Annotated in this window: 17 protein-coding genes; 5 read left to right on the forward strand and 12 right to left on the reverse strand. The window is 52.0% G+C overall.

What is annotated here, in order from left to right; translation table 11 throughout:
- Positions 1–136: 136 nt before the first annotated feature.
- Genes lolE through lolC form a run of 3 tightly spaced genes read right to left on the reverse strand, consistent with a single transcriptional unit; the run spans position 137 to position 3241 of the window.
- Positions 137–1375: a lipoprotein-releasing ABC transporter permease subunit LolE gene (gene lolE, locus FCN78_RS07275; RefSeq protein WP_077458249.1), complete on the reverse strand. Its 1239-nt coding sequence runs from the start codon at positions 1373–1375 to the stop codon at positions 137–139.
- The gene (gene lolD, locus FCN78_RS07280; RefSeq protein WP_077600195.1) at positions 1372–2061 is read right to left on the reverse strand and encodes a lipoprotein-releasing ABC transporter ATP-binding protein LolD; all 690 of its coding nucleotides are present in this window, start codon (positions 2059–2061) and stop codon (positions 1372–1374) included. The genes lolE and lolD overlap by 4 nt, the downstream gene beginning before the upstream one ends.
- On the reverse strand, positions 2054–3241 hold the full coding sequence (lolC, locus tag FCN78_RS07285) for a lipoprotein-releasing ABC transporter permease subunit LolC (RefSeq protein ID WP_077658693.1): 1188 nt from the start codon (positions 3239–3241) through the stop codon (positions 2054–2056). The genes lolD and lolC overlap by 8 nt, the downstream gene beginning before the upstream one ends.
- A gap of 193 nt (positions 3242–3434) precedes the next feature.
- Between lolC and FCN78_RS07290 the strand changes: the two genes are divergently transcribed.
- From FCN78_RS07290 to FCN78_RS07300, 3 genes are read left to right on the forward strand one after another with little or no spacing between them, the layout of a single operon-like run.
- Positions 3435–4028, forward strand: coding sequence for a hypothetical protein (locus FCN78_RS07290; protein ID WP_069362528.1), 594 nt, complete (start codon positions 3435–3437; stop codon positions 4026–4028).
- Between the two features lie 4 nt (positions 4029–4032).
- Positions 4033–7497, forward strand: a complete 3465-nt coding sequence (gene mfd, locus FCN78_RS07295; RefSeq protein WP_077658694.1) for a transcription-repair coupling factor — start codon at positions 4033–4035, stop codon at positions 7495–7497.
- Positions 7498–7525: 28 nt separating this feature from the next.
- Positions 7526–8398: a peptidoglycan binding protein CsiV gene (locus FCN78_RS07300; RefSeq protein WP_077521437.1), complete on the forward strand. Its 873-nt coding sequence runs from the start codon at positions 7526–7528 to the stop codon at positions 8396–8398.
- 122 nt (positions 8399–8520) lie between these two features.
- Here the strand turns inward: FCN78_RS07300 and FCN78_RS07305 are convergent, their stop codons facing one another.
- The 8 genes from FCN78_RS07305 to hinT form a co-directional block, all read right to left on the reverse strand.
- Positions 8521–9852 carry a DEAD/DEAH box helicase gene (locus FCN78_RS07305; RefSeq protein WP_069362531.1) on the reverse strand — a complete coding sequence of 444 codons (1332 nt, stop codon included), beginning with the start codon at positions 9850–9852 and terminating at the stop codon, positions 8521–8523.
- Positions 9853–10115: 263 nt separating this feature from the next.
- Positions 10116–11405 carry an NAD(P)/FAD-dependent oxidoreductase gene (locus FCN78_RS07310; protein WP_069362532.1) on the reverse strand — a complete coding sequence of 430 codons (1290 nt, stop codon included), beginning with the start codon at positions 11403–11405 and terminating at the stop codon, positions 10116–10118.
- 263 nt (positions 11406–11668) lie between these two features.
- On the reverse strand, positions 11669–12211 hold the full coding sequence (gene ycfP / locus FCN78_RS07315; protein ID WP_069362533.1) for an alpha/beta hydrolase YcfP: 543 nt from the start codon (positions 12209–12211) through the stop codon (positions 11669–11671).
- Between the two features lie 181 nt (positions 12212–12392).
- A complete protein-coding gene (locus FCN78_RS07320) occupies positions 12393–13238 on the reverse strand; it encodes a DUF6279 family lipoprotein (protein WP_069362534.1) in 846 nt (281 codons plus the stop codon).
- Positions 13239–13256: 18 nt separating this feature from the next.
- On the reverse strand, positions 13257–14120 hold the full coding sequence (locus tag FCN78_RS07325) for a phosphotransferase (RefSeq protein ID WP_069362535.1): 864 nt from the start codon (positions 14118–14120) through the stop codon (positions 13257–13259).
- Entirely contained in the window at positions 14113–14778 is a 666-nt protein-coding gene (locus tag FCN78_RS07330; protein WP_077658696.1) for a hypothetical protein, read from the reverse strand. Before FCN78_RS07330 ends, FCN78_RS07325 begins: the two co-directional genes overlap by 8 nt.
- A gap of 59 nt (positions 14779–14837) precedes the next feature.
- Positions 14838–15215 carry a DUF1425 domain-containing protein gene (locus FCN78_RS07335; RefSeq protein WP_077658697.1) on the reverse strand — a complete coding sequence of 126 codons (378 nt, stop codon included), beginning with the start codon at positions 15213–15215 and terminating at the stop codon, positions 14838–14840.
- A gap of 27 nt (positions 15216–15242) precedes the next feature.
- On the reverse strand, positions 15243–15593 hold the full coding sequence (gene hinT / locus FCN78_RS07340; RefSeq protein WP_046073123.1) for a purine nucleoside phosphoramidase: 351 nt from the start codon (positions 15591–15593) through the stop codon (positions 15243–15245).
- A 203-nt stretch (positions 15594–15796) separates the two neighbouring features.
- On the opposite strand from hinT, the gene FCN78_RS07345 reads away from it, so the two are divergent.
- Positions 15797–17152: a dihydroorotase gene (locus FCN78_RS07345; RefSeq protein ID WP_077658698.1), complete on the forward strand. Its 1356-nt coding sequence runs from the start codon at positions 15797–15799 to the stop codon at positions 17150–17152.
- A 655-nt stretch (positions 17153–17807) separates the two neighbouring features.
- Positions 17808–19439: an ABC transporter ATP-binding protein gene (locus FCN78_RS07350; RefSeq protein WP_077658700.1), complete on the forward strand. Its 1632-nt coding sequence runs from the start codon at positions 17808–17810 to the stop codon at positions 19437–19439.
- A gap of 160 nt (positions 19440–19599) precedes the next feature.
- On the opposite strand, the gene FCN78_RS07355 is transcribed toward FCN78_RS07350, so the two are convergent.
- The gene (locus tag FCN78_RS07355; RefSeq protein WP_069362562.1) at positions 19600–21117 is read right to left on the reverse strand and encodes a fumarate hydratase; all 1518 of its coding nucleotides are present in this window, start codon (positions 21115–21117) and stop codon (positions 19600–19602) included.
- Between the last annotated feature and the right edge of the window lie 170 nt (positions 21118–21287).

Below are 21287 nucleotides of genomic sequence, written 5' to 3' on the forward strand. Positions count from 1 at the left end.
ATCGTCAGCCCCGCGTCTGCACATGGTATTCCCTTTAGGGGTCAGCAAAGCAGATCAAAAAGAGCCCGTTGTCGGGCTCTTGGTGTTAATACAATAAAGCGTATCAGTGATCACAGCATGCCAAGCGGCATAGCCACTATTTGGCACTCAACACCGCGGCAGGCTCGAGCTGACAAGCTCTTCGGGCGGGATACCAAGCGGCAAGCAAACTAAGCAGTATGGCAGTGATACTCACAAGTGCCACGTCCGCAGCATGCAGTTCACTGGGCAAGAAATTAATAAAGTATACATCCCCTGATAAAAAGCGATGCCCGAGCCACTGTTCGACCTGAGACAATATCGCCGTAAGATGAGTGGCGAGAGTGACGCCCAAGATACTGCCCAACACACTGCCTAAGGCACCAGAAAAGAGCCCATACCAAATAAAGATGCGACGAATCAGCCGATCTTCTGCCCCCATGGTACGCAAAATCGCGATGTCCGCGGCTCTATCTTTTACCGACATCATCAAAGTTGACACCACGTTGAAGCAGGCCACGCCAATCACCAGCACCATGACCAAATACATGATGGTTCTCACCAATTGGATATCTCGATATAAATAACCGAACTCACTGGTCCAGTCTTTTAGATACACATAGGTGGTTAGCGTTTGGCCGACTTCATGTACAATCTGACGAGCCTGCAACACCGGAGACACCTTTAGAGACACACCGGTCACTGACTGTCCCATTTGCATAATAGATTGCGCGTCCTGAAGTCGCATCAGGGCCAATGAATGGTCAATTTGGCCACCAAGGCGTAATAGGCCTGCCACTTGCATTCTCACTCGCTTTGGGGCGCGCAATGCAAGTTGGCTGTCCGTCGCAGGGACCATGACCGTCAACCAATCCCCTTGACTAACGCCCAGCTTCGCCGCCACACCTTGTCCCAACACAATCTGCGACTGCCCGACTGGCAAGCTCTCCCAGCCACCTTCAATATAATCACCAATGCGACTCACGGTTTGTTCATCACTCGGATCAACCGCGCGAATTTTCGCAGGCTGTAACGCCGAGCCATGCTCCATCAACACCGTCAGCTCAACATAGGGAGCCGCAGCCTCGACATTGGGATGCTGCTCAGTCTGACGTTTGACCTGTTGCCAGTTATCGATAGGGCCATTGACACCAAACACTTGTGCATGCGGCACCACAGACAGCACACGTTGATTCAGTTCGCGCTCAAAGCCATTCATCGCAGACAGACCCACAATGATCACCATCACCCCCACCGCAATCCCGATCACTGACGATAAGGAAATAAAAGAGACCAAGCGATTGCGTTGTCTGGCGCGACTAAAACGACGACCGATGGCCAACGATAAAGGCTTCATGCTCCCTCCTGCCCCAGCAACTGGCCGTCTTGCATGGTCAGTTGACGATCCAATTTTGCTGCCAGCTCACCGTCATGGGTTACCACTAAAAAGGCCGTGCCATGCTGCGCGTTGAGCTGGCGCATCAAATCGTAGATTTCCAGCGCGGTGGTATGATCAAGGTTCCCCGTAGGCTCATCGGCTAACACTAATTTAGGTTCATTGACTAACGCACGCGCAATGGCCACACGCTGGCGCTCGCCACCTGAGAGTTCCGATGGACGGTGACTGAGTCGGTGCCCGACCCCGACCGCATTGAGCATAGCCGTTGCTCGTTCAGACGCGGCGCTGTGGCGCATTTTGTTAATCAACAGCGGCATCATCACATTTTCCAGCGCGGTGAAATCGGCGAGTAAGTGGTGAAACTGATACACAAACCCCAATGTCTGATTGCGCCGTTTCGCTTGCTGCGTGGCCGTCATCGCATTGACCGCCTCACCCTCAATCCACACGTCACCTTCCGAAGGCAAGTCTAGGGTTCCCAGGGTATGCAGTAAGGTGCTTTTCCCCGAGCCTGAGGAGCCCACTATCGCCACCAGCTCTCCCGGAGCGATGGTCAAGGAAACATCATTTAATACGCAGGTCGGCTGTCCGCCCTCTTGATAGGTTTTACTGACGCGGTGACAGGACAACAAAGATTTACTCATAACGCAGTGCCTCAGCAGGGTGAACAGATGCCGCTTTAAATGCAGGAAATAGCGTGGCTAGCACACTTAGCACGACCGCTAAGCCTAATACCATCGCCACATGAAAAGGATTAATAACCACAGGTAACGCTAGGCCGTTACCCAGTAGACTCACGCCAAAAATAGACATGATTTCATTGATGTATGCCGATAGGAGCACACCGAGCACGCCGCCTACCGCCGCGCCCAGCACACCACTCAAGCTGCCTTGAGCAACGAAGACAGCCACAATGTCTTTATCTTGCATCCCAAGGGTTTTTAGAATCGCGACCTCAGATTGCTTCTCCATGACCACCATGATCAGCGCGGAAATAATGTTAAAGGCGGCGACAATCACAATCAGGCTGAGCATCAAGCTCATCATGTTCTTTTCCATTTTTACCGCTTGAAACAGCTCGCCACGCCAAACGCGCCAATCCGTCCAGGTATCGGGATCTGCATGTGTCTTTAATTGGGTAATGGCAAATGGATCATCTAAAAACAGGCGTAAGTCGTTGGCTTGAGACGGCGGCTCCCCACTGAGTCTCGCCACATCCTCAATGTTAGCCAGCATTAACTGCCCATCGACATCCGTGCCGGTATGAAAGATCCCCGCCACTGTAAAGAGACGCTGTGCGGGGATCCGACCTATCGGTGTAAAGCGGCTGGCACTGGTTACCATCACGCGCACGGCATCCCCGACGCGGAGTTGTAACTCAGAGGCCATGCTACGCCCAATGATCACTTGATAGCGCCCGGCGGCCAGTGCCGATAATTCACCTTGCAATAAGTGGGCAGCCAAGGGCTCATGCGCACTGGGGTCGATACCCTCTAACAAGCCGGCGCTTAAGCCTTTACGGCTTTGAATCACGGCATCCGTGGTTTGTATCGGCGCCGTATCAATCACATGAGGCCAACGCTCAATCACGGTTTGATCTGGATTTGCTTGCCCGTTAGCAATAATCGCATGAGGCAACACGCCAAGGATTCGGCCTTTCAGCTGAGCTTCAAAGCCATTCATCACCGACGAGACGGTGATTAACGCCATCACGCCAATAGCAATGCCTGCCGTCGACATCGACGAGACAAATCGGCCAAAACGGTCGGCTGAACGGCCGCGTAAATATCGCAAGCCAATAAACACCGACAAGGGTTGAAACATAGCGCACCTAGCTTATTGTTTTGATTCGTTGCAAGCATACCTGTCCCACACTAGGACGCCAAGCCAACCTTGCGTTAAAGCCAGGATTCACAGCATAAACACCGTCTCCTTTACCAAGAAAAAGCCACTAACCTTTACCTCTTGCCAAGGGTGCGTGATAATCATTAATACAACTGCAACCTAAGGCACAGTGATGAGCCAAGACGAATATTTTTCTGTGCGAGCGGCGATTCGCATTAATGTTGAGCCTCTTGCCGACAATCAAGTCCAGCCGGATGCGCAGGCTTTTACCGCCGAAATCCCGGCACCTTTTCGCCTAGCAAGTCAATGCGGCCAGCTCGATAGCGACGTAGAAAAAGATTTAAAGGCTATCGATCCAGAAGATGCCTCTGCGTTATTCCGGGTGCTGCAGGCTCAGAACGAAAAAATGACACTGATGATGGGCTATATGCTCAGTCACGAAGATCAGCCCAATCATCGCTTTGTGACACACGCCTTTGGGGCGAGCAGTTTTTCTTATCATAGTCATTCACCGCTTAAAAAAGGCGTGCATGCGCGCGTGAAGTTATTTCTCGATTATCCGCCGACGGCCATCTATTGCTACGGCGTCGTCACCGGGTGCGAGCCTGATGCCGACAGTGAGCAAGAAAATCCTGACTATGTGATCCAAATCCAGTACACGCGTTTATTGGAAGAAGACCGCGACACGCTCATTCGTGCGGCGCTGCATCATCAGCAGAAACTACTAAAAAAACGTGCACGAAACCGCAAACAATCAAGCAGTTAAAATCATGACCCAACAACCGCTCTATGCTTTTACGCTGCCCTCAGGGCCAGGCGATGTTAAACATCTCGGTAATCTATCAGGGGCTGCATTACCGCTAGCCATTGCCACGCTCACGCAGCAACACGCCGGCCCGGTGTTTCTTTTGGTGCCCGACAACCAAACCGCCGTGCGTTTGCAGCCCGCCATTCGCCAATTTACTCAAGGCCATTGCGACCTCTTTCCTGACTGGGAAACCCTGCCCTACGACAGTTTCTCCCCCCATCAGGATATTATTTCCGCGCGTTTGTCGTGCTTGTATCAGCTCCCTCATCAACAAGACGGGGTACTCATTGCGCCAGCGAGCACCGCATTACAGCGCGTGACACCGCGACATTTTCTCCATCAACATGCCTTAATGGTGAAAAAAGGCGATATCTTATCGCTAGAAAAACTGCGCGATCAGCTCACCGATGCGGGCTACCGTCATGTTGATCAAGTGATGGAGCATGGCGAGTTTGCCAGCCGAGGTTCGATCCTCGACCTGTTCCCAATGGGCAGTGACGAACCTTATCGTATTGATTTTTTCGACGATGAAGTCGACACCATTCGTCAATTTGACCCGGAAAACCAACGCTCAACCGGAGAGCTGGAACACATCCAGCTGTTGCCGGCGCATGAATTCCCCACCGATGACGCCGCGGTGGAGTACTTTCGTGGCCGGTTTCGCGAGCATTTTGAAGCGCGCCGAGAGCCAGAATCCATTTACCAGCAGGTAAGTAAAAAAACCTGGCCGGCCGGGATTGAATACTGGCTGCCGCTGTTTTTTGAACAAACAGAAACCTTGTTTGATTATTTGCCTGACAATACATTGGTGTTATCGGTCGGCGATATGGAAAGCGCTATTGATCATTTCCAAGCCGATGTGGCAAACCGTTATGATCAGCGTCGCGTCGATCCGCTTCGACCGCTGCTCCCCCCCGATGCGCTCTGGTTAAGCAAAGAGTCCCTGTTTACTACGCTTAAGCACTACCCACGCTTAAAGCTAGAAAGTGACACTGTCACTGAAAAAACAGGACGAGAAAACCTCGATATTACGTCGCTACCAACGTTGACGGTCAATCATCAAGCCAAAGAGCCCCTTGCGGCGCTGCGCCAGTTCAGCGAGCAATTTGACGGCGACATCATTTTCTCAGTTGAGTCTGAAGGGCGACGCGAAGCGCTACTCGATCTCCTCGCCCAAGCCAAAATCCGCCCGATGGTAGCTAATGGCCTGCCCGAAGCCTTGTCGCAACCCGGTCGATTTGGCCTAATCATTGGGCCCGTTGACCAAGGCTTTATTGACAACAGCCGCCAGTTTGCGCTGATTTGTGAAAGCGATATGTTTGGCGAGCGCGCGGTACAGCAACGCCGCCGCGACAAACGAAAGCAGAGTGTCAGTACAGATGCGGTGATCAGAAGCTTGGCCGAACTAAAACCTGGCCAACCCGTTGTACATCTCGAGCATGGTATTGGACGCTACCAAGGCTTACAAACCCTGGAAGCTGGCGGGCTCAAAACCGAATATATGACGCTGGAATACCAACAGGGCGCTAAGTTATATGTGCCGGTGGGCGCACTACACTTGATTAGCCGCTACTCTGGTGGCGCGGAAGAAAGCGCGCCTGTGCATAAACTTGGCGGCGAGGCGTGGGAAAAAGCACGCCGCCGCGCCGCAGAAAAGGTGCGCGATGTCGCCGCCGAGCTGCTTGATGTTTATGCCAAGCGAGAAACCAAACCTGGCTTTGCCTTTAGCCATGACAAAGACGCCTATCGCGCCTTCCGGGCGACTTTCCCGTTTGAAGAAACCAGTGATCAATCACAAGCTATCAACGCGGTGCTGTCGGATATGTGTCGTCCCATTGCCATGGATCGCTTGGTGTGTGGCGATGTTGGCTTTGGTAAAACCGAAGTGGCCATGCGTGCCGCCTTCTTGGCGGTTAATAACAGCAAGCAAGTTGCCGTATTAGTCCCCACCACCCTGCTGGCGCAACAGCATTTCGAGAATTTCCGTGACCGCTTCGCTAACCTTCCTGTCCGTGTGGAGGTGTTGTCACGCTTTAAGTCAGCAAAAGAGCAAAAAGCGATTTTGGCCGATTGTGAAGCGGGTAAAGTGGACATTCTCATCGGCACCCATAAGTTACTGCAATCGGATGTGAAGCTGCGCGACCTCGGTTTATTGATTGTTGATGAGGAGCACCGCTTTGGGGTTCGCCAGAAAGAGAAAATTAAGGCGATGCGCGCCAATGTGGATATTCTCACCTTAACCGCCACGCCGATCCCCAGAACACTGAATATGGCGATGAGCGGCATGCGCGATCTTTCGATTATCGCCACCCCACCGTCGCGCCGCCTCGCGGTGAAAACCTTTGTCCGTGAACGCGAAGACAGCCTGATTAAAGAGTCACTTCTGCGTGAAATCATGCGCGGTGGCCAAGTGTACTTTTTACACAATGACATCGAAACCATAGAAAAAACGGCCAATGAAATCAGTGAAATGATCCCAGAAGCTCGCGTGACCGTGGCCCATGGCCAAATGCGCGAACGTGAGCTAGAAAAGATCATGAGCGATTTCTACCATCAACGATACAACGTGCTGGTATGTACCACCATTATCGAAACCGGTATCGATATTCCCTCAGCCAACACCATTATTATTGATCGCGCCGACCACTTTGGTCTTGCGCAACTCCACCAGCTGCGCGGTCGAGTGGGTCGTTCGCACCATCAAGCCTATGCGTATCTGTTGACCCCCCATCCTAAACGGATGACCAAAGATGCGGCAAAACGGCTGGACGCCATTGCCTCGCTCGAAGATCTCGGTGCCGGCTTTACCCTTGCGACTCAAGACTTGGAGATACGCGGCGCCGGCGAGCTACTCGGTGACGAGCAAAGTGGTCAAATCCAATCGGTTGGTTTCACCCTATACATGGACATGCTTGAGCAGGCCGTCGAGGCATTGAAAGAAGGAAAAGAGCCGAGCTTAGATGTATTGCTGAATGAACAAACCGACATTGAGCTACGCCTGCCTGCGCTGTTACCAGATGACTACATTCCCGATATCAATATGCGTTTATCGATGTATAAACGCATTGCCAGCGCCAAGTCCAATGATGATATCAATGAGCTGCAAGTTGAGCTAATAGACCGCTTTGGCCTGCTGCCTGACGCTACCAAGAATCTGCTTCATATCCAGCAATTAAAAATACGTGCTGCCGCATTAGGGGTGAAAAAGATCGAAGCCAGTGATCGTGGCGGCATGGTCGAGTTTCACGAGGACGCGCAAATTGATCCCGGATTCTTGGTCGGGCTGTTACAATCGCGGCCAGACAAGTATAAATTTGACGGGCCAACCAAAATTAAGTTTATCGAAAGTCTCACCGATCGACGGGAGCGGATGAACTTTATTGATGAGCTGTTGACTCAATTTGCAAGTCACCAACTGGTCGCATAATGGCTTGCCAAAGAAAACGGAGTAACCTGTGAAAAATCATTCATGTCACCCACCAGGCTGGCTAGCACGCTATACCAAGCAGAGCCTTTGGGCGTTGCTACTGATCTCACTTAGCCAACCGGTTTTAGCTAAGCGACTTTATGATGTGGAATTGATTGTGTTTAAACGCAATCAAAACCCGGCCAGTGTCGAAGAAAGCTGGCCCACTCAAGCGGATGCCACGTCGGTCAGCCGTGCTATTCCCGTCACTAACAATAGCGCGCTACAAAATGCGGGACTCACCCCGCTGCCACCCAGCCAATGGCAGCTGACCAATGCTTACAACAAACTCTCTAACCATGCGGGCTTTACGCCCATGGTGCATGTTGCATGGCGTCAAGATGACAGTGGCCGAGCTGCTCTGCCTTTGCTGCGTGTCAGTGCCGGAAAAGACTACCGCGACCGTTTTAACCCAGACGGCACGCCGGTGACAGCGCAACCCACCTCGTCAAGCAACACGGCGTCAGATAGCGAACAAGCGTGGGACGAGCAGGCACTGGAAACGACGCCTCCTCGCCAACCCCTCTATGAGCTAGATGGCACACTGCGCGTCTACGTCCAGCATTACTTGTTCGTCGAAGCCAACATGGTGCTACGAGAGCCAAGCGAGCGGCGCGCACTGGTTGAGGACGTGATCAATATGCCACTGCAAACCACAGATGCGCAGCAAGGTGCCTCATCACAGACAGATAACGTGCAAGTTGCAGGCCTAGAAAAGGTCGAGAAGCAGTACCACATTGAGCGCTTTTTGCAGCCTTACGCGTTCACGCACAAACGACGGATGCGCAGTGGCGAAACCCACTATTTGGATAATCCCATGATGGGCATGATTATTCAGGTGCGTAAAGTTCAGGATCAATAAGTCCCCGACTACTGGTGCGACCGATAAGCGTTAAAACAAGAAAGCCGGTGTGACCACACCGGCTTTTTACTACACCATCGAAGGCACGCAATCAGCATGCCGATCCTACCCTTACGCCCCACTTATGATGGCGTTTTACTCTGTGAACGAGATGAGTTGGGCTTACCGCCACTTGGTTTGTGGGTATGGCGACGGTTTTTTCCCACCGGTTTGTGACCACGTGCATTGTCACCAGAGCGTTGACCATCCTGACGCGGTTTGTTCTTTTTCGGTTTCTTGGGCTTAATTGGGCGCGTATCAAGCTTAGACTCTGGCACTGGGTTCGCCACCGGAAAGTCCGCCAAGCTATGGCGCGGGAGGACCTTTTTAATCAAGCGCTCAATGGCAAACAAATCTTTGGCTTCATCCGCACAAACTAAAGAGACCGCATTACCCACCGCCCCCGCACGACCGGTACGACCAATACGGTGAACATAATCTTCCGCCACATGAGGTAAATCGAAGTTCACCACTTGTGGCAGTTGGGCAATATCAATACCCCGCGCCGCGATATCGGTTGCTACCAACACTCGCACGTCACCGGTTTTGAATTGTTCAAGTGCTTTGGTGCGCGCGCCTTGGCTCTTGTTACCATGAATGGCGGCGGCACTGACGCCGTACTCATCCAAATAACGTGACAAGCGGTTGGCACCGTGCTTGGTTTTGCTAAACACCAACACCTGTTGCCAGTTATTGTCAGCAATCAAAGAAAGCAGCATCGCGGGCTTTTTCTTTTTATCAACCGGATAAATGCACTGCTCCACCCCTGTCGCGGTTTGGTTCGCAGGGCTCACCGAGATCTCAACCGGATTATTCACCAGCTCTTTCGCTAGCTGGCGGATGTCAGCCGAGAAGGTGGCAGAGAACAGCAAGTTTTGACGCTTGGCTGGCAACAATCCCAAGATCTTGCGGATATCACGAATAAACCCCATGTCTAGCATGCGATCAGCTTCATCCAATACCAGCACTTCCAGCTGAGAAAAACGCACCGCATTTTGCTGATACAAATCCAATAAACGCCCCGGCGTCGCCACCAGCACATCAGCCCCTTTGCGAAGCTTCATCATTTGCGGGTTTATCTTCACCCCGCCAAATACCACCATAGAGCTCAGCGATGTATGCTGGCTGTACTGCTCAACATTTTTATGTACTTGGGCGGCAAGCTCACGCGTTGGAGTCAGAATCAGGGTGCGCACGTGGTTAGGACGCGCGCGTTTACCTGCTTGTAAACGCTCTAAAATCGGCAAAGTAAAGCCTGCGGTTTTGCCCGTGCCGGTTTGCGCGGCCGCCATCACGTCTTGCCCTTCAATCACCGCTGGAATCGCTTTTTCCTGAATCGGTGAGGGTGTGGTATAGCCTTGCTCTTGTACGGCTTTTAATAGGGGTGCAGATAGTCCTAAAGAGGAGAAACTCATCAATTGATCTCAATAAATAAAAAATGTCGTCACAGGCCGCATGGCCCGTCACTTAGGGTCATGAATATCAATATCGTGGTGTGAGAAAAACTCGGCGTCAGGAGGGTTGCTCTAGAAGTGATATCAATAATCTTGATTGCGACGCTATTGTGACGCCTTTCATGTCAGGCGGCAACCACTATTGGTCGCTCATAGTAATAAAAAGACCGAGGCATCCTCGGTCTTATTATTTAAGTTCGCGGTGCCTGATTCAGGCGCAACGTTTAGTGCAACTTTAGACTTGGACGCAACACGCGGTTAATCCGCCCAACCAGCATCATCAAACCGGTTTTGACATAACCGTGCAAGGCAATTTGGTGCATCCGGTATAGGGAGATATAAACCATGCGAGCAATCCGGCCCTCAATCATCATCGAGCCTTTAGTCAGGTTGCCCATCAAGCTACCCACGGTAGAAAAGCGGCTGAGTGAGACTAAAGAACCGTGATCTTTAAACACATATGGTTTGAGTTCACGCCCATTCAACTTCGCCACAATGTTACTAAAACAGCGACTGGCCATCTGATGCGCAGATTGTGCACGCGGCGGTACTTTGCTGCCGTCTTCTTGCGTGCACGCCGCGCAGTCACCGATCACAAAGATGTTCTCGTCACGGGTGGTCTGCAGAGTGTTGTTTACTTCGAGCTGATTGATACGGTTGGTTTCTAAACCGGCAATATCTTTCAAAAAGTCAGGGGCTTTAATGCCTGCCGCCCACACCATAATATCAGCATGGATTCGCTCGCCTTCTTTGGTTTCCAACCCTTCCTCATCGGCCTTGGTGACAAAGGTATTGGTTTTTACCTTCACACCCAGCTTCAATAACTCCTGGTGTGCGGCACTGGAAATACGTGGCGGCAGCGCAGGCAAGATCCGCTCACCGGCTTCAACCAAGGTCACGTTCAGTTTTGAGTTCTCTAAGTCACGGAAACCATAATTACGCAACTCTTTAATCGCATTGTGTAGTTCGGCAGACAGCTCCACCCCTGTCGCGCCCGCACCGACAATGGCAATATCCACACTGCCGTCACCGTGTTTCGCGTGTAGGCGCATAAACTCGTTATTCATCTCACGACGGAAACGATGCGCCTGCTTGGGGTTGTCGAGGAAAATACAATTATCCCGTACCCCTGGCGTGTTGAAATCGTTCGACGTTGAGCCAATCGCCATCACTAGGATGTCGTATTCCAGCTCACGCTCAGGCATCAACAGCTCATTGTTTTCATCATACATGGGCGCGAGCGTGATCACTTTCTGGTCACGGTCAATGTCCCATAGCGTGCCCATTTGGAAATCAAAGCCATGGTTTTTAGCGTGGGCACGATAGCTCAGTGCATCGACACCCTCGTCCATTGAACCGGTTGCCACTTCATGCAGCAATGGCTTCCACAAATGGCTACTGTTTTTATCCACCAAGGTGATCTCTGCACGACGTTTGCGGCCTAACGTGCGGCCCAGCTTGGTTGCAAGCTCAAGCCCGCCTGCACCGCCACCGACAACGATAATTTTGGTCACTTCTACATCCTTACCTAACTAAAAAAATACACGCTAGCCGCCCACCGGCGACTGGCTAAAACTGGCACTCATTGGCATTTTGTCAGTAACTAACAACATCTATTGCGTATTTTGCGTTCTTTTTTGTTGTGTTGTTCGTCAACGCGCGTCTCTATTTTGCCGTAAAACGACAATTACTTCGAGCCTTGTCTGCGCTTAATCAATGGATAACATGTAGGAAAATTACACCAAATGCTCGCAACACTAGGGTTACGAGCATGGCATTAGGCCGATTGTTTAAACTGGGCAATGGCTTGTAGGTGGGCGGAGAGATTTTTAAATTTGTGGCTTTGTTTTTCATCCCAGCGTACGGGATAAAACGGAGAGAGCAAATGGTAGCTACGTTGGCTATCTAACACTTCATCTTCTCGCGACAAGATAACTAATGCACGCTGCTGATTACGTTGGCGAAAGTCAGTCACGCATTTAGTGGCGATGTCTTCATACTCTTCTGGGCGGTCGATTTTGCCCTGCATATTTTCATAAGGATGGAGGTTGGGGTTAATGATCACCTGCTTGATACCACACAGAAAGCCAATGCGCTCAGACCAATAAGCCCCCAAGCCGACACCGCAGATCAAAGGGTCTGGATCGCTACTGGCGTCAATTTGAGTCTGAACCTGTTTCAACAGATGTTGCATATCGTGCTTGGGGTGCATGGTGCTGTAGTTGATGGTGCGCACATCATCATCGACAAATTGAAGCTGCAGCACTTTTTCATGGTTGCCGGGGCTGGTGGCATCGAAACCGTGAAGATATATGATCATGTAAATCCATCCTTGGTTGTCGCAAAGCTGTGACCCTTATCAATAGCATAGCCCTCCGGACAGAAAAATGAGCAAGATCACCCTAAAAATAATCAGGGTATTGACCCGCCACGATGTCGGCACCTCGTCGCGATAATAAGACAACGCGACCCGCTCCAGCAGACATTGCGAGAGGCAAGGATCAACGGCTCATGTCGCGAAGACGCGTTTGCCACTCATTGAGGCTCTCGACTAAGCGGTTGCGTTGCGCGTCATCTAAACTGCGATCCAGGCGCAACAGCCAATCAAGCCGCCGCGAACGATATATCGCCATTTCGGTTTCGGTCTCTGGTCCGGCTCGCCACGCCACCACATCGTCTACCCATTGCGACAACGCCGCTTCGGTATCAATCGATTGTCTGTTATTGATAATGTTGAACAGACGGCTGACTAACTGCTCGCGTACATGACGGAATGTCGGCATCGCCGCTTGTTGGTATTGCGCCATTTCGGCGAACAGCGGCTGCTGATCGCGGTCGGTATCACCCACCCACTCTTCGGTATCTTCCTCTAAGTCATCCCGCTGATAGGCAAACTGTTCATCTTCCGAACGCTTGGCACGACGCTGGGTGGCTTGTTCAATTTCCTCTTCCATCCACTGCGTCAGTGCTTGCGCTTGCTCATCGTCAAAGCTATCCAGTAAACGTGCGGTGGCGGGTATAAACGCCTTTAGCGTTGTACGAATTCTCTCTTTCACCGCCTCTTGATGGTCGCGCAACTGCGCCATCGTCTGCCGCTCGGTACTTTGTGTGGCGATCAGTCCTAAGCGCTCGGCAATCGCCGGTAATTCGTGAGTGCGGTGCCATTGTTGAATCTTATCGAGATCGGCTTTGACTTGGCGGGACTGCTCGGGGCGCAAATTAACAATATCGTCAATGTAGTAATGAATCCAAAACGGCAAGGTGTTATAGGCCAGCTCTGTGGTACAGCCCACCAGCAAGAGCAAACAGCCAGCTAACCACCCTGTTCGACAACCTTGTTTGACCATCCCTTCCTCCGTGTTCAATTAGCCTCGCCTTTGCGCCGCCAGCTGTTCAAAAAGCTGATTAGCCGCCTCTTTATAGGCCGGTAGCCGATACAACTTAGCACCTACCTCATACCAGCATAGCGCCAAATAGTCGGCAAACGGCAACCAAGCCAACACGCGCCTGCGCACCGCCTCCGTCGCTTTTATCTGTTGCTGCGCACAGTAGGTTTCAATCACCGCATCAGGCTGTAGGGCATTGGCACGACAAAAAAGCGCAATATCAAGGTGCGCATCGGCCGTACGTGCATATTCCCAATCGAGCACGACAGCGCCACGATGGGGCGTCATCACAACGTTGTAAGCGCCCAGATCCATGTGACATACCACCGGAATATCGCCCTCCGTGGCAGGTCGCTGCGCGATTGCCCAGGCTTTAATATCTGCTAGACGATGCACGTTCGCGGCTGATAGCTGCTGCTCGTAATGCTGGCACTGTGCATCCACCGATGCGGTTTCAAGCTCAACCGGTAACTGGTGTATACGAACCAACAGGTCAATTAAGATCGCTGTTGGATCATCGTCGCGCTGATCAAGTGGTTGACCGCTCACCCAGGGCACCAGCAAGCCTTCTGCTAACGACGCAATCGGCTGAGGTGCCAATCCATGATTGGCGGCCAAAGATTGTGCGCTAGCTTCACGCGCCCGATCGATGTCAAACGCTCTGACGGCTTGGCTATTAGGACGCCATACACTCTGTCCACCCTGTGAATCAGTGATGCGCCAACAACGATTGGTCAAACCGGCGGCCAGTGGCTCAGCATGGATTATCTCTGTCGGCTTGGCGTAAAAGCGGCTCAGGGCCGTGTTAATTGGCGCGTCAAACGCCGGTAACTCATCACTCACTGACAAACGTCTCAACCCCTTGCCACGCAATCACACCTGAGTGTAAGTCCATCAGTTGCAAGCGCAGATGATAGGGGCTCCCAGCCGTTATTTTGCCACTTAGCTGGTACTCAGCCCCCAGCATTCGACCATATTGAACAATGGTAGAGGGATCCACCAATGCTTGATTTTGCGCCAGCCCAAGGGATTGACGCACCGCTTGCACTCTCGTCTCAGGCACTGGCGTAATGCGACCAGCACTCACTAACCCGGCTTTAAGTTGCTCGGAGTACGTCTGTGTCGGAAAGTAGGTGTTACTCAGGTTTTGAATGGGCTGCACCAGGGTGACGGGTGACGATTGCAACGGCTGGCTGTCAAGTAGTCCACTTACCGCCGCGTGCATTGCCTGATCCAAGCTCGGATGAGGCCGACGAGAGGGGGTGGTTGTCGATGGGCTCTGCGCACCCGGTTGATAAACCGGTTGTGTGCGTGGCGCACAGCCAACCACGCTCAGTAAAAAAAACGTCACGACCAGTGTGGTGAACAGTGAATGGTGTCGCAGTGAATACTGTCGCAGCGAACGCTGTCGCAGCGAACGCTGTCGCAGTGAAGACTGTCGCAGCGAAGGCTGGCGCCCCGCCGACGGCATGGGTAAACAAGCAAAGCGGACAAGTGCCATTGTTATTTCCTCAACAATAAGTAAGAGCCTGGCTGATGATCTCGGCGTAAGGAGGCACGCTAGTGAACAATCACCATGCGGTACTGGGTCGCGCTCGCGGTCGGCACCCGAGTATTGATACGTTTAGAGGCCTTCGCAGGCAACGAAATACGCTGCCACTCAGACGGCGAGGCCTCCACTTGCAGCCCTTGTTTGTCGTACCAATAAAAGCGGTAACGCATCCACTGGGAATGCTGGCTACGGTTGATCAGCGTTAAACAGGTTTGTTGTATGGTCTTCGCACCGGCACACGCCCGCCGTTTAACGTCGAGTACCTGCGCCAGTGTATTATCCGAATAAACCACAGATTGTCCTGGCGTGATAGAAAGCGATGGCTGGCCGGTGGCACATCCAGCCAACAGGCTAAGGGTTGCCAGCAAACACAGCCATTTACCCATATATCACCCTCTTAACGCTTATCGCGACTAGCCGACCACCATCGGCCCCAACGCCCGGCCACCAACTAGATGCATATGAATGTGGTAAACCTCTTGCCCACCATGCTGGTTGCAATTCATGATCAAGCGGTAACCGTCTTCGGCAATCCCTTCGTCAGCGGCTAATTTTTTCGCCACCGTAATCATACGTCCCAGCGCAAGCTCATCATCGGTATCCACATCGTTAGTGGTCGGAATCAACTTATTGGGCACCACCAAGATATGCACAGGGGCACGCGGGTTGATATCGCGAAAGGCGGTCACGAGTTCATCCTGATACAAAACATCCGCGGGGATTTCTTTACGAATGATTTTGCTAAAAATTGTTTCTTCCGCCATGGTTCACTCCCTTTTATTGTTGTTTACCGCGCCAAGTATGCGGCAGCCCTACTTGAAGGGCAATATGCTGACAATGCTAATGTACAATAATTGCGTCAACATCCGGTTAAGACTTGATTAATCTCCCTAAACAATCAGGGGCTGAATCAAGTAATCGATTGCGTTACTATAACGCCAATGCCTTGACATGTAAGGATCACAGCATGACCACCCTATTATTTAAGAATGTCTCCGTTGTCAACGAAGGACAGATTGTTGAAACGGATGTCCTGGTTGAAAATGGCCGAATTAGTCAAATCGCCCAAGATATCAGTACCCCCGCCGCGGCCGATTGCCGCGTAATCGATGCCACCGGCAAGCATCTCATCCCAGGAATGATTGACGACCAAGTGCACTTTCGTGAGCCAGGCTTCCCGAAAAAAGGCACCATCGCCACCGAATCCAAAGCCGCGGTCGCGGGGGGCATTACCACCTACATGGAAATGCCCAACGTCAACCCGCCCACCACGACGCTAGAGGCACTGGAAGAAAAATACCAACGCGCCGCGCAATCCAGCCATGCTAACTACGCGTTTTATCTGGGCGCGACCAACGACAACATTGACGAAATTCGTCGTTTAGACCCAAATAGCGCCTGCGGGGTAAAAGTGTTTATGGGCGCCTCCACCGGCAATATGCTGGTCAATGACCCAGAGACACTCAACGCCATTTTTGCTGACTGTCCCACGCTCATCGCCACCCATTGCGAAGACACCCCCATGATCAGCGAGCTCGAGAGCATCTATCGCGAAAAATATGGTGAAGACGTGCCGATTGACGCCCATTCCCATATTCGCTCTAAAGAAGCGTGCCTTAAATCATCCCAGCTGGCAGTCAATCTCGCTAAAAAGCACGGCACACGCCTGCATGTGCTGCACTTAACCACGGAAGATGAGCTGTATCAGTTTGAGCCAGCCAAAACGCTCGAAGCTCTGCAGCAAAAGCAGATCACTGCGGAAGCCTGTGTCCATCACCTGTTTTTCAACCGGGATGATTACGCGACCAAAGGCACTTTGATCAAATGTAACCCAGCGATCAAAGAAGCTCACCATCAGCAAGCGCTGATTCAAGCGGTCAAAGACGGGGTAATTGATGTGATTGCCACCGATCATGCGCCTCACACCTATGAAGAAAAACAAAACAGCTATTTCAACGCGCCGGCTGGCCTGCCACTTGTGCAACACGCGTTGCAGGTGGCCTTAGAGTTTTATCATCGTGGTATCTTCGATTTGCCTTTGGTGGTGCAAAAAGTCGCACACGCCCCTGCAGTTCGCTATCAGGTGAAAGATCGTGGCTTTATCCGTGAAGGCTATTGGGCCGATTTGGTGCTGGTGGATCTCAACCAAACCCAGACGGCTGGTCAAGATAACCTCTTCTACCAGTGCCAATGGTCACCGTTTGACGGCCACACTTTCGGCTCTAGCATTGATATGACCATCGTCAATGGCCAAATCGCCTTTGAGCACGGTCAACACAGCGACGAACGCTATTCAACGCGCCTTGAGTTCGACCGTCAGTAAGTCATTGAACATGCGCGTCTAGCAGGCATGCGCGTGACCGTGTGTCGCGCGCATCTTGTCTCCCCTTCCCTTTGCAAGCCACATACGTTAACCGCACTGCTCGGCTCACTCAGCGTCTTCAGCGAGAATCAGCCATAGCCCCCCCCCATGAAAAGACAGATATTTCACTGTCTAATGCGTCAACAAGGGTGTTTTTGTCTGACAGCTCAAACTCTGGCATCACAAACCTTGCACGCAATAACGATTTGCTTTTATATCCGAATCGTATATTGTGTGGGTGATATATGGATATTCACGCTGCTTGGTTTCAACACTGGATGATGTTGAAAAGCTGTGTTCGCAAGGAGAGGTAACCTTAAGCGTCTTTCGGTTATCGCGACACTCGTATCCTACCTCTTCCACTGGCGCAAGCTGTTCATCATGCCCGTTTTGGCCTTTGATGAAACGCCCCAGCTGGCTGATATCCGCATCAGGGCGTGCATTGTGGCTGCGGCCAACAATGACCAACCCAACACGAATGACGGGCGTTTGCGTATCAATCGCAGGCGACCATCCAAATCATCGAGTCTCTACCGCGCCAACGATACTGAGCGCATTCAGCGTCGAAGGCTGTCGGTGAACTCGTGACGTCGAATAATCAACCAGTGAGGTGATGATGTCTTCATCTGCTTCTAAGCCACTTCTCAGTGTCGAAAACCTGAGTGTGTCATTTACCACCAACGACGGCATGGTCGATGCCGTTAAAAATGTTAGCTTTGACATCATGCCCGGTGAAACCGTGGCAATCGTTGGTGAATCAGGGTCGGGAAAATCGGTTTCTAGTAGCGCCGTGATGGGGCTGCTCCCCAATAACGCACTGGTAAAACCGGCCTCTAAAGTGACCTTTAACGACACCAATGTGTTGACGCTGTCCACCAAGCAAATTCAGAAGATGCGCGGCGATCGTGTTGCCATGATCTTCCAAGAGCCGATGACCTCGCTTAACCCGTACATGCGCGTTGGTGAGCAGTTGACCGAAGCGATTCAATGTCACCATCGCACCACAGGTGAGAAGGCAAAACAGCGCATCATCGACTTGTTAAACCTGGTTCACTTGCCTAATCCAACCAGCGCGTTAGAAAAGTATCCGCACGAGTTTTCTGGCGGTCAGCTTCAGCGCATCATGATTGCCATGGCACTGGTTAACGAACCGGATTTGTTGATTGCCGACGAGCCAACCACCGCCCTTGACGTCACGGTACAAGCGGAAGTGCTTAATCTGATTGGCGAGCTTCAGCAAAAAATGGGCATGGCCATCATGTTTATTTCGCATGATCTCGGCGTGGTTAAACACCTGGCCGATCGTGTGGTAGTCATGTGTAAAGGCGAAGTGGTCGAGACCAACGACACCCAAGCCCTGTTCGAAAATCCACAAAAAGATTACACCAAGATGCTGATCGACGCGGTGCCACGTGGCCGTAAAGAAGCCCCGCAGGACGATGCAGAAAACTTACTGACCGTGGATAACGTCACCATCAAGTACTTCTTGGGGGCAGACTTCTTTGGTGGCAACAAACGCTATTTCGAGGCGGTCAGCGATATCAGCTTATCACTGCGCCGCGGCGAAACCTTGGGTATTGTCGGTGAGTCTGGCTCAGGTAAATCAACCCTAGGCCGCGCCATTATGCGCCTGTTGCCCGTCGCTGAAGGTCGCGTTTGCTTTAAAGGCCAAGATATTCACGGGATCAAAAACAGCGAGAACAAAGGACTCTGCCGCGACATGCAGATGGTTTTCCAAGACCCATTTGGCTCTTTGTCGCCACGCATGACAGTCGGTGAAATCGTTGCCGAAGGCTTGCGCACGCATTTCCCCGAGTTGAGCAAAAAAGAGCGTCTCGAGCGGGTGAAAGATGCACTGTATGAGGTACGTCTAGATACCTCAGCGATCAACCGTTATCCGCACGAGTTCTCCGGCGGTCAGCGTCAGCGTATCGCGATAGCACGTGCGTTGATTTTGAACCCTGCGTTTATCTTGCTGGATGAGCCCACCTCGGCACTGGACCGCTCCGTACAGCTGACGGTCATCGACTTGCTGAAAGATATTCAAAAACGCCATAACATCGGTTATCTGTTTATCAGCCACGATTTGAGTGTGGTTCGTGCCCTCTCCGATCGCGTGATGGTGATGCAAAAAGGGAAAGTCATGGAAGCCGGTACCCCAGAGGAAATCTTCCATCACCCACAAAACGAGTACACGCGTAACCTGATTGCTGCCTCGTTCGACCTGGCAGAAGAGGAAGTGGCCTAGCCCACGCTGTAACGTCTTTACGCGTTACTCCATCTGATAGACAAAAAATGCGCCAAATTGGCGCATTTTTTTATGGTTTCTATCCACTTAAACGCTGCCCGACGCAACGCCCTCTCGCTAACGCAAGCAGACGTTGGACCGAACAAACCAAGTTAGTGGATTAATCATCCATTTCGGCGATCTTCACCTTCCAGGTGTCTGGGCCAATCTGATGCGCATTTTGTCCTTGTGAGTCGACGGCCACCGTGACTGGCATGTCTTCGACGTCAAATTCGTAGATGGCTTCCATTCCCAAATCTTCAAACGCCACCACGCGTGCATGCTTGATCGCTTTCGAGACCAAATAGGCTGCGCCGCCAACCGCCATCAAGTACACGGCTTTGTGGTTCTTGATTGACTCAACCGCCGCCGAGCCACGCTCAGCTTTACCAATCATGCCCATCAAGCCGGTTTCGGCGAGCATCATGTCAGTGAACTTATCCATACGGGTCGACGTGGTAGGGCCTGCTGGGCCAACCACTTCATCACCCACCGCATCAACGGGGCCCACGTAATAGATAAAGCGACCATTAAAATCAACGCCCTCAGGAAGGCCTTCGCCATTGCGTAGCATTTCTTGCAAGCGTTTGTGTGCAGCGTCGCGTCCGGTCAGAATTTTGCCTGATAACAGCACGGTTTCACCGGTTTGCCAGCTTTGCACGTCTTCTTTGGTGACCGTGTCGAGGTTGACACGACGTACATTATCCCCCACTTCCCAAGTCACTTGCGGCCAGTCGTCCAATTTGGGTGGCGCCAATTCTGCTGGCCCGGTGCCATCAAGTGTAAAATGCACATGGCGGGTGGCGGCACAGTTCGGAATCAAGCACACAGGTTTAGACGCAGCGTGCGTTGGGGCGGTTTTCACTTTTACATCCACCACCGTGGTTAAACCGCCTAGCCCTTGGGCACCGATGCCCAGCTTGTTCACACGATTGAAAATATCGAGGCGCAGCGCTTCATCGGCATTGCTTGGACCACGCTCGATAAGCGCTTGAATATCAATGTGCTCCATCAGTGACTCTTTGGCTAACACCGCGGCTTTTTCTGCCGTGCCGCCAATGCCGATACCCAGCATGCCCGGTGGACACCAACCCGCGCCCATTGCAGGCAAGGTTTTTTCTACCCACTCGGCAACATCATCCGATGGGTTAAGCATCACCATTTTGGTTTTGTTTTCAGAACCACCGCCCTTCGCGGCAATTTGAATATCCACGGTGTCGCCTGGCACCATATCAATGTGCACCACTGCCGGGCTGTTATCACGAGTGTTTTGGCGTTTACCTGCCGGATCAGCCACCACAGAGGCACGCAACGGGTTGTCAGGATTGGTGTACGCACGTCGCACCCCTTCATCCACCATTTGCTGCACCGTCATATCGTGGCGGTCCCACTGCACCGCCATCCCCACTTTGACAAAACAGGTCACAATGCCCGTGTCCTGGCAGATCGGGCGCTTGCCCTCGGCCGACATTCGCGAGTTAATCAAAATTTGCGCGATAGCATCTTTCGCCGCTTGGCTTTGCTCCTTGTCGTAGGCTTTTTCAAGGGCTTGAACAAAATCAAGAGGATGGTAGTAAGAGATATATTGCAGGGCATCTGCAACGCTTTCGATCACGTCTTGCTGTTTAATAGTGGTCATCATTGCCTCTGGTGTCATTTGCAGGACCCAAAGCGGGTATCCAGTGTTGGGGAGGCCTTCCCCTCGTTATTATCGTTTGGCTAGGCAGTTTTACTGCTCTGTGATAGAGAAGTCGATGGTTGACAGCAACCTCGCTTCGTCTTTTATTGTTGCTTGTGCCGGAAAAGGCC

The organism is Salinivibrio kushneri, assembly GCF_005280275.1.
GTDB lineage: Bacteria > Pseudomonadota > Gammaproteobacteria > Enterobacterales > Vibrionaceae > Salinivibrio > Salinivibrio kushneri.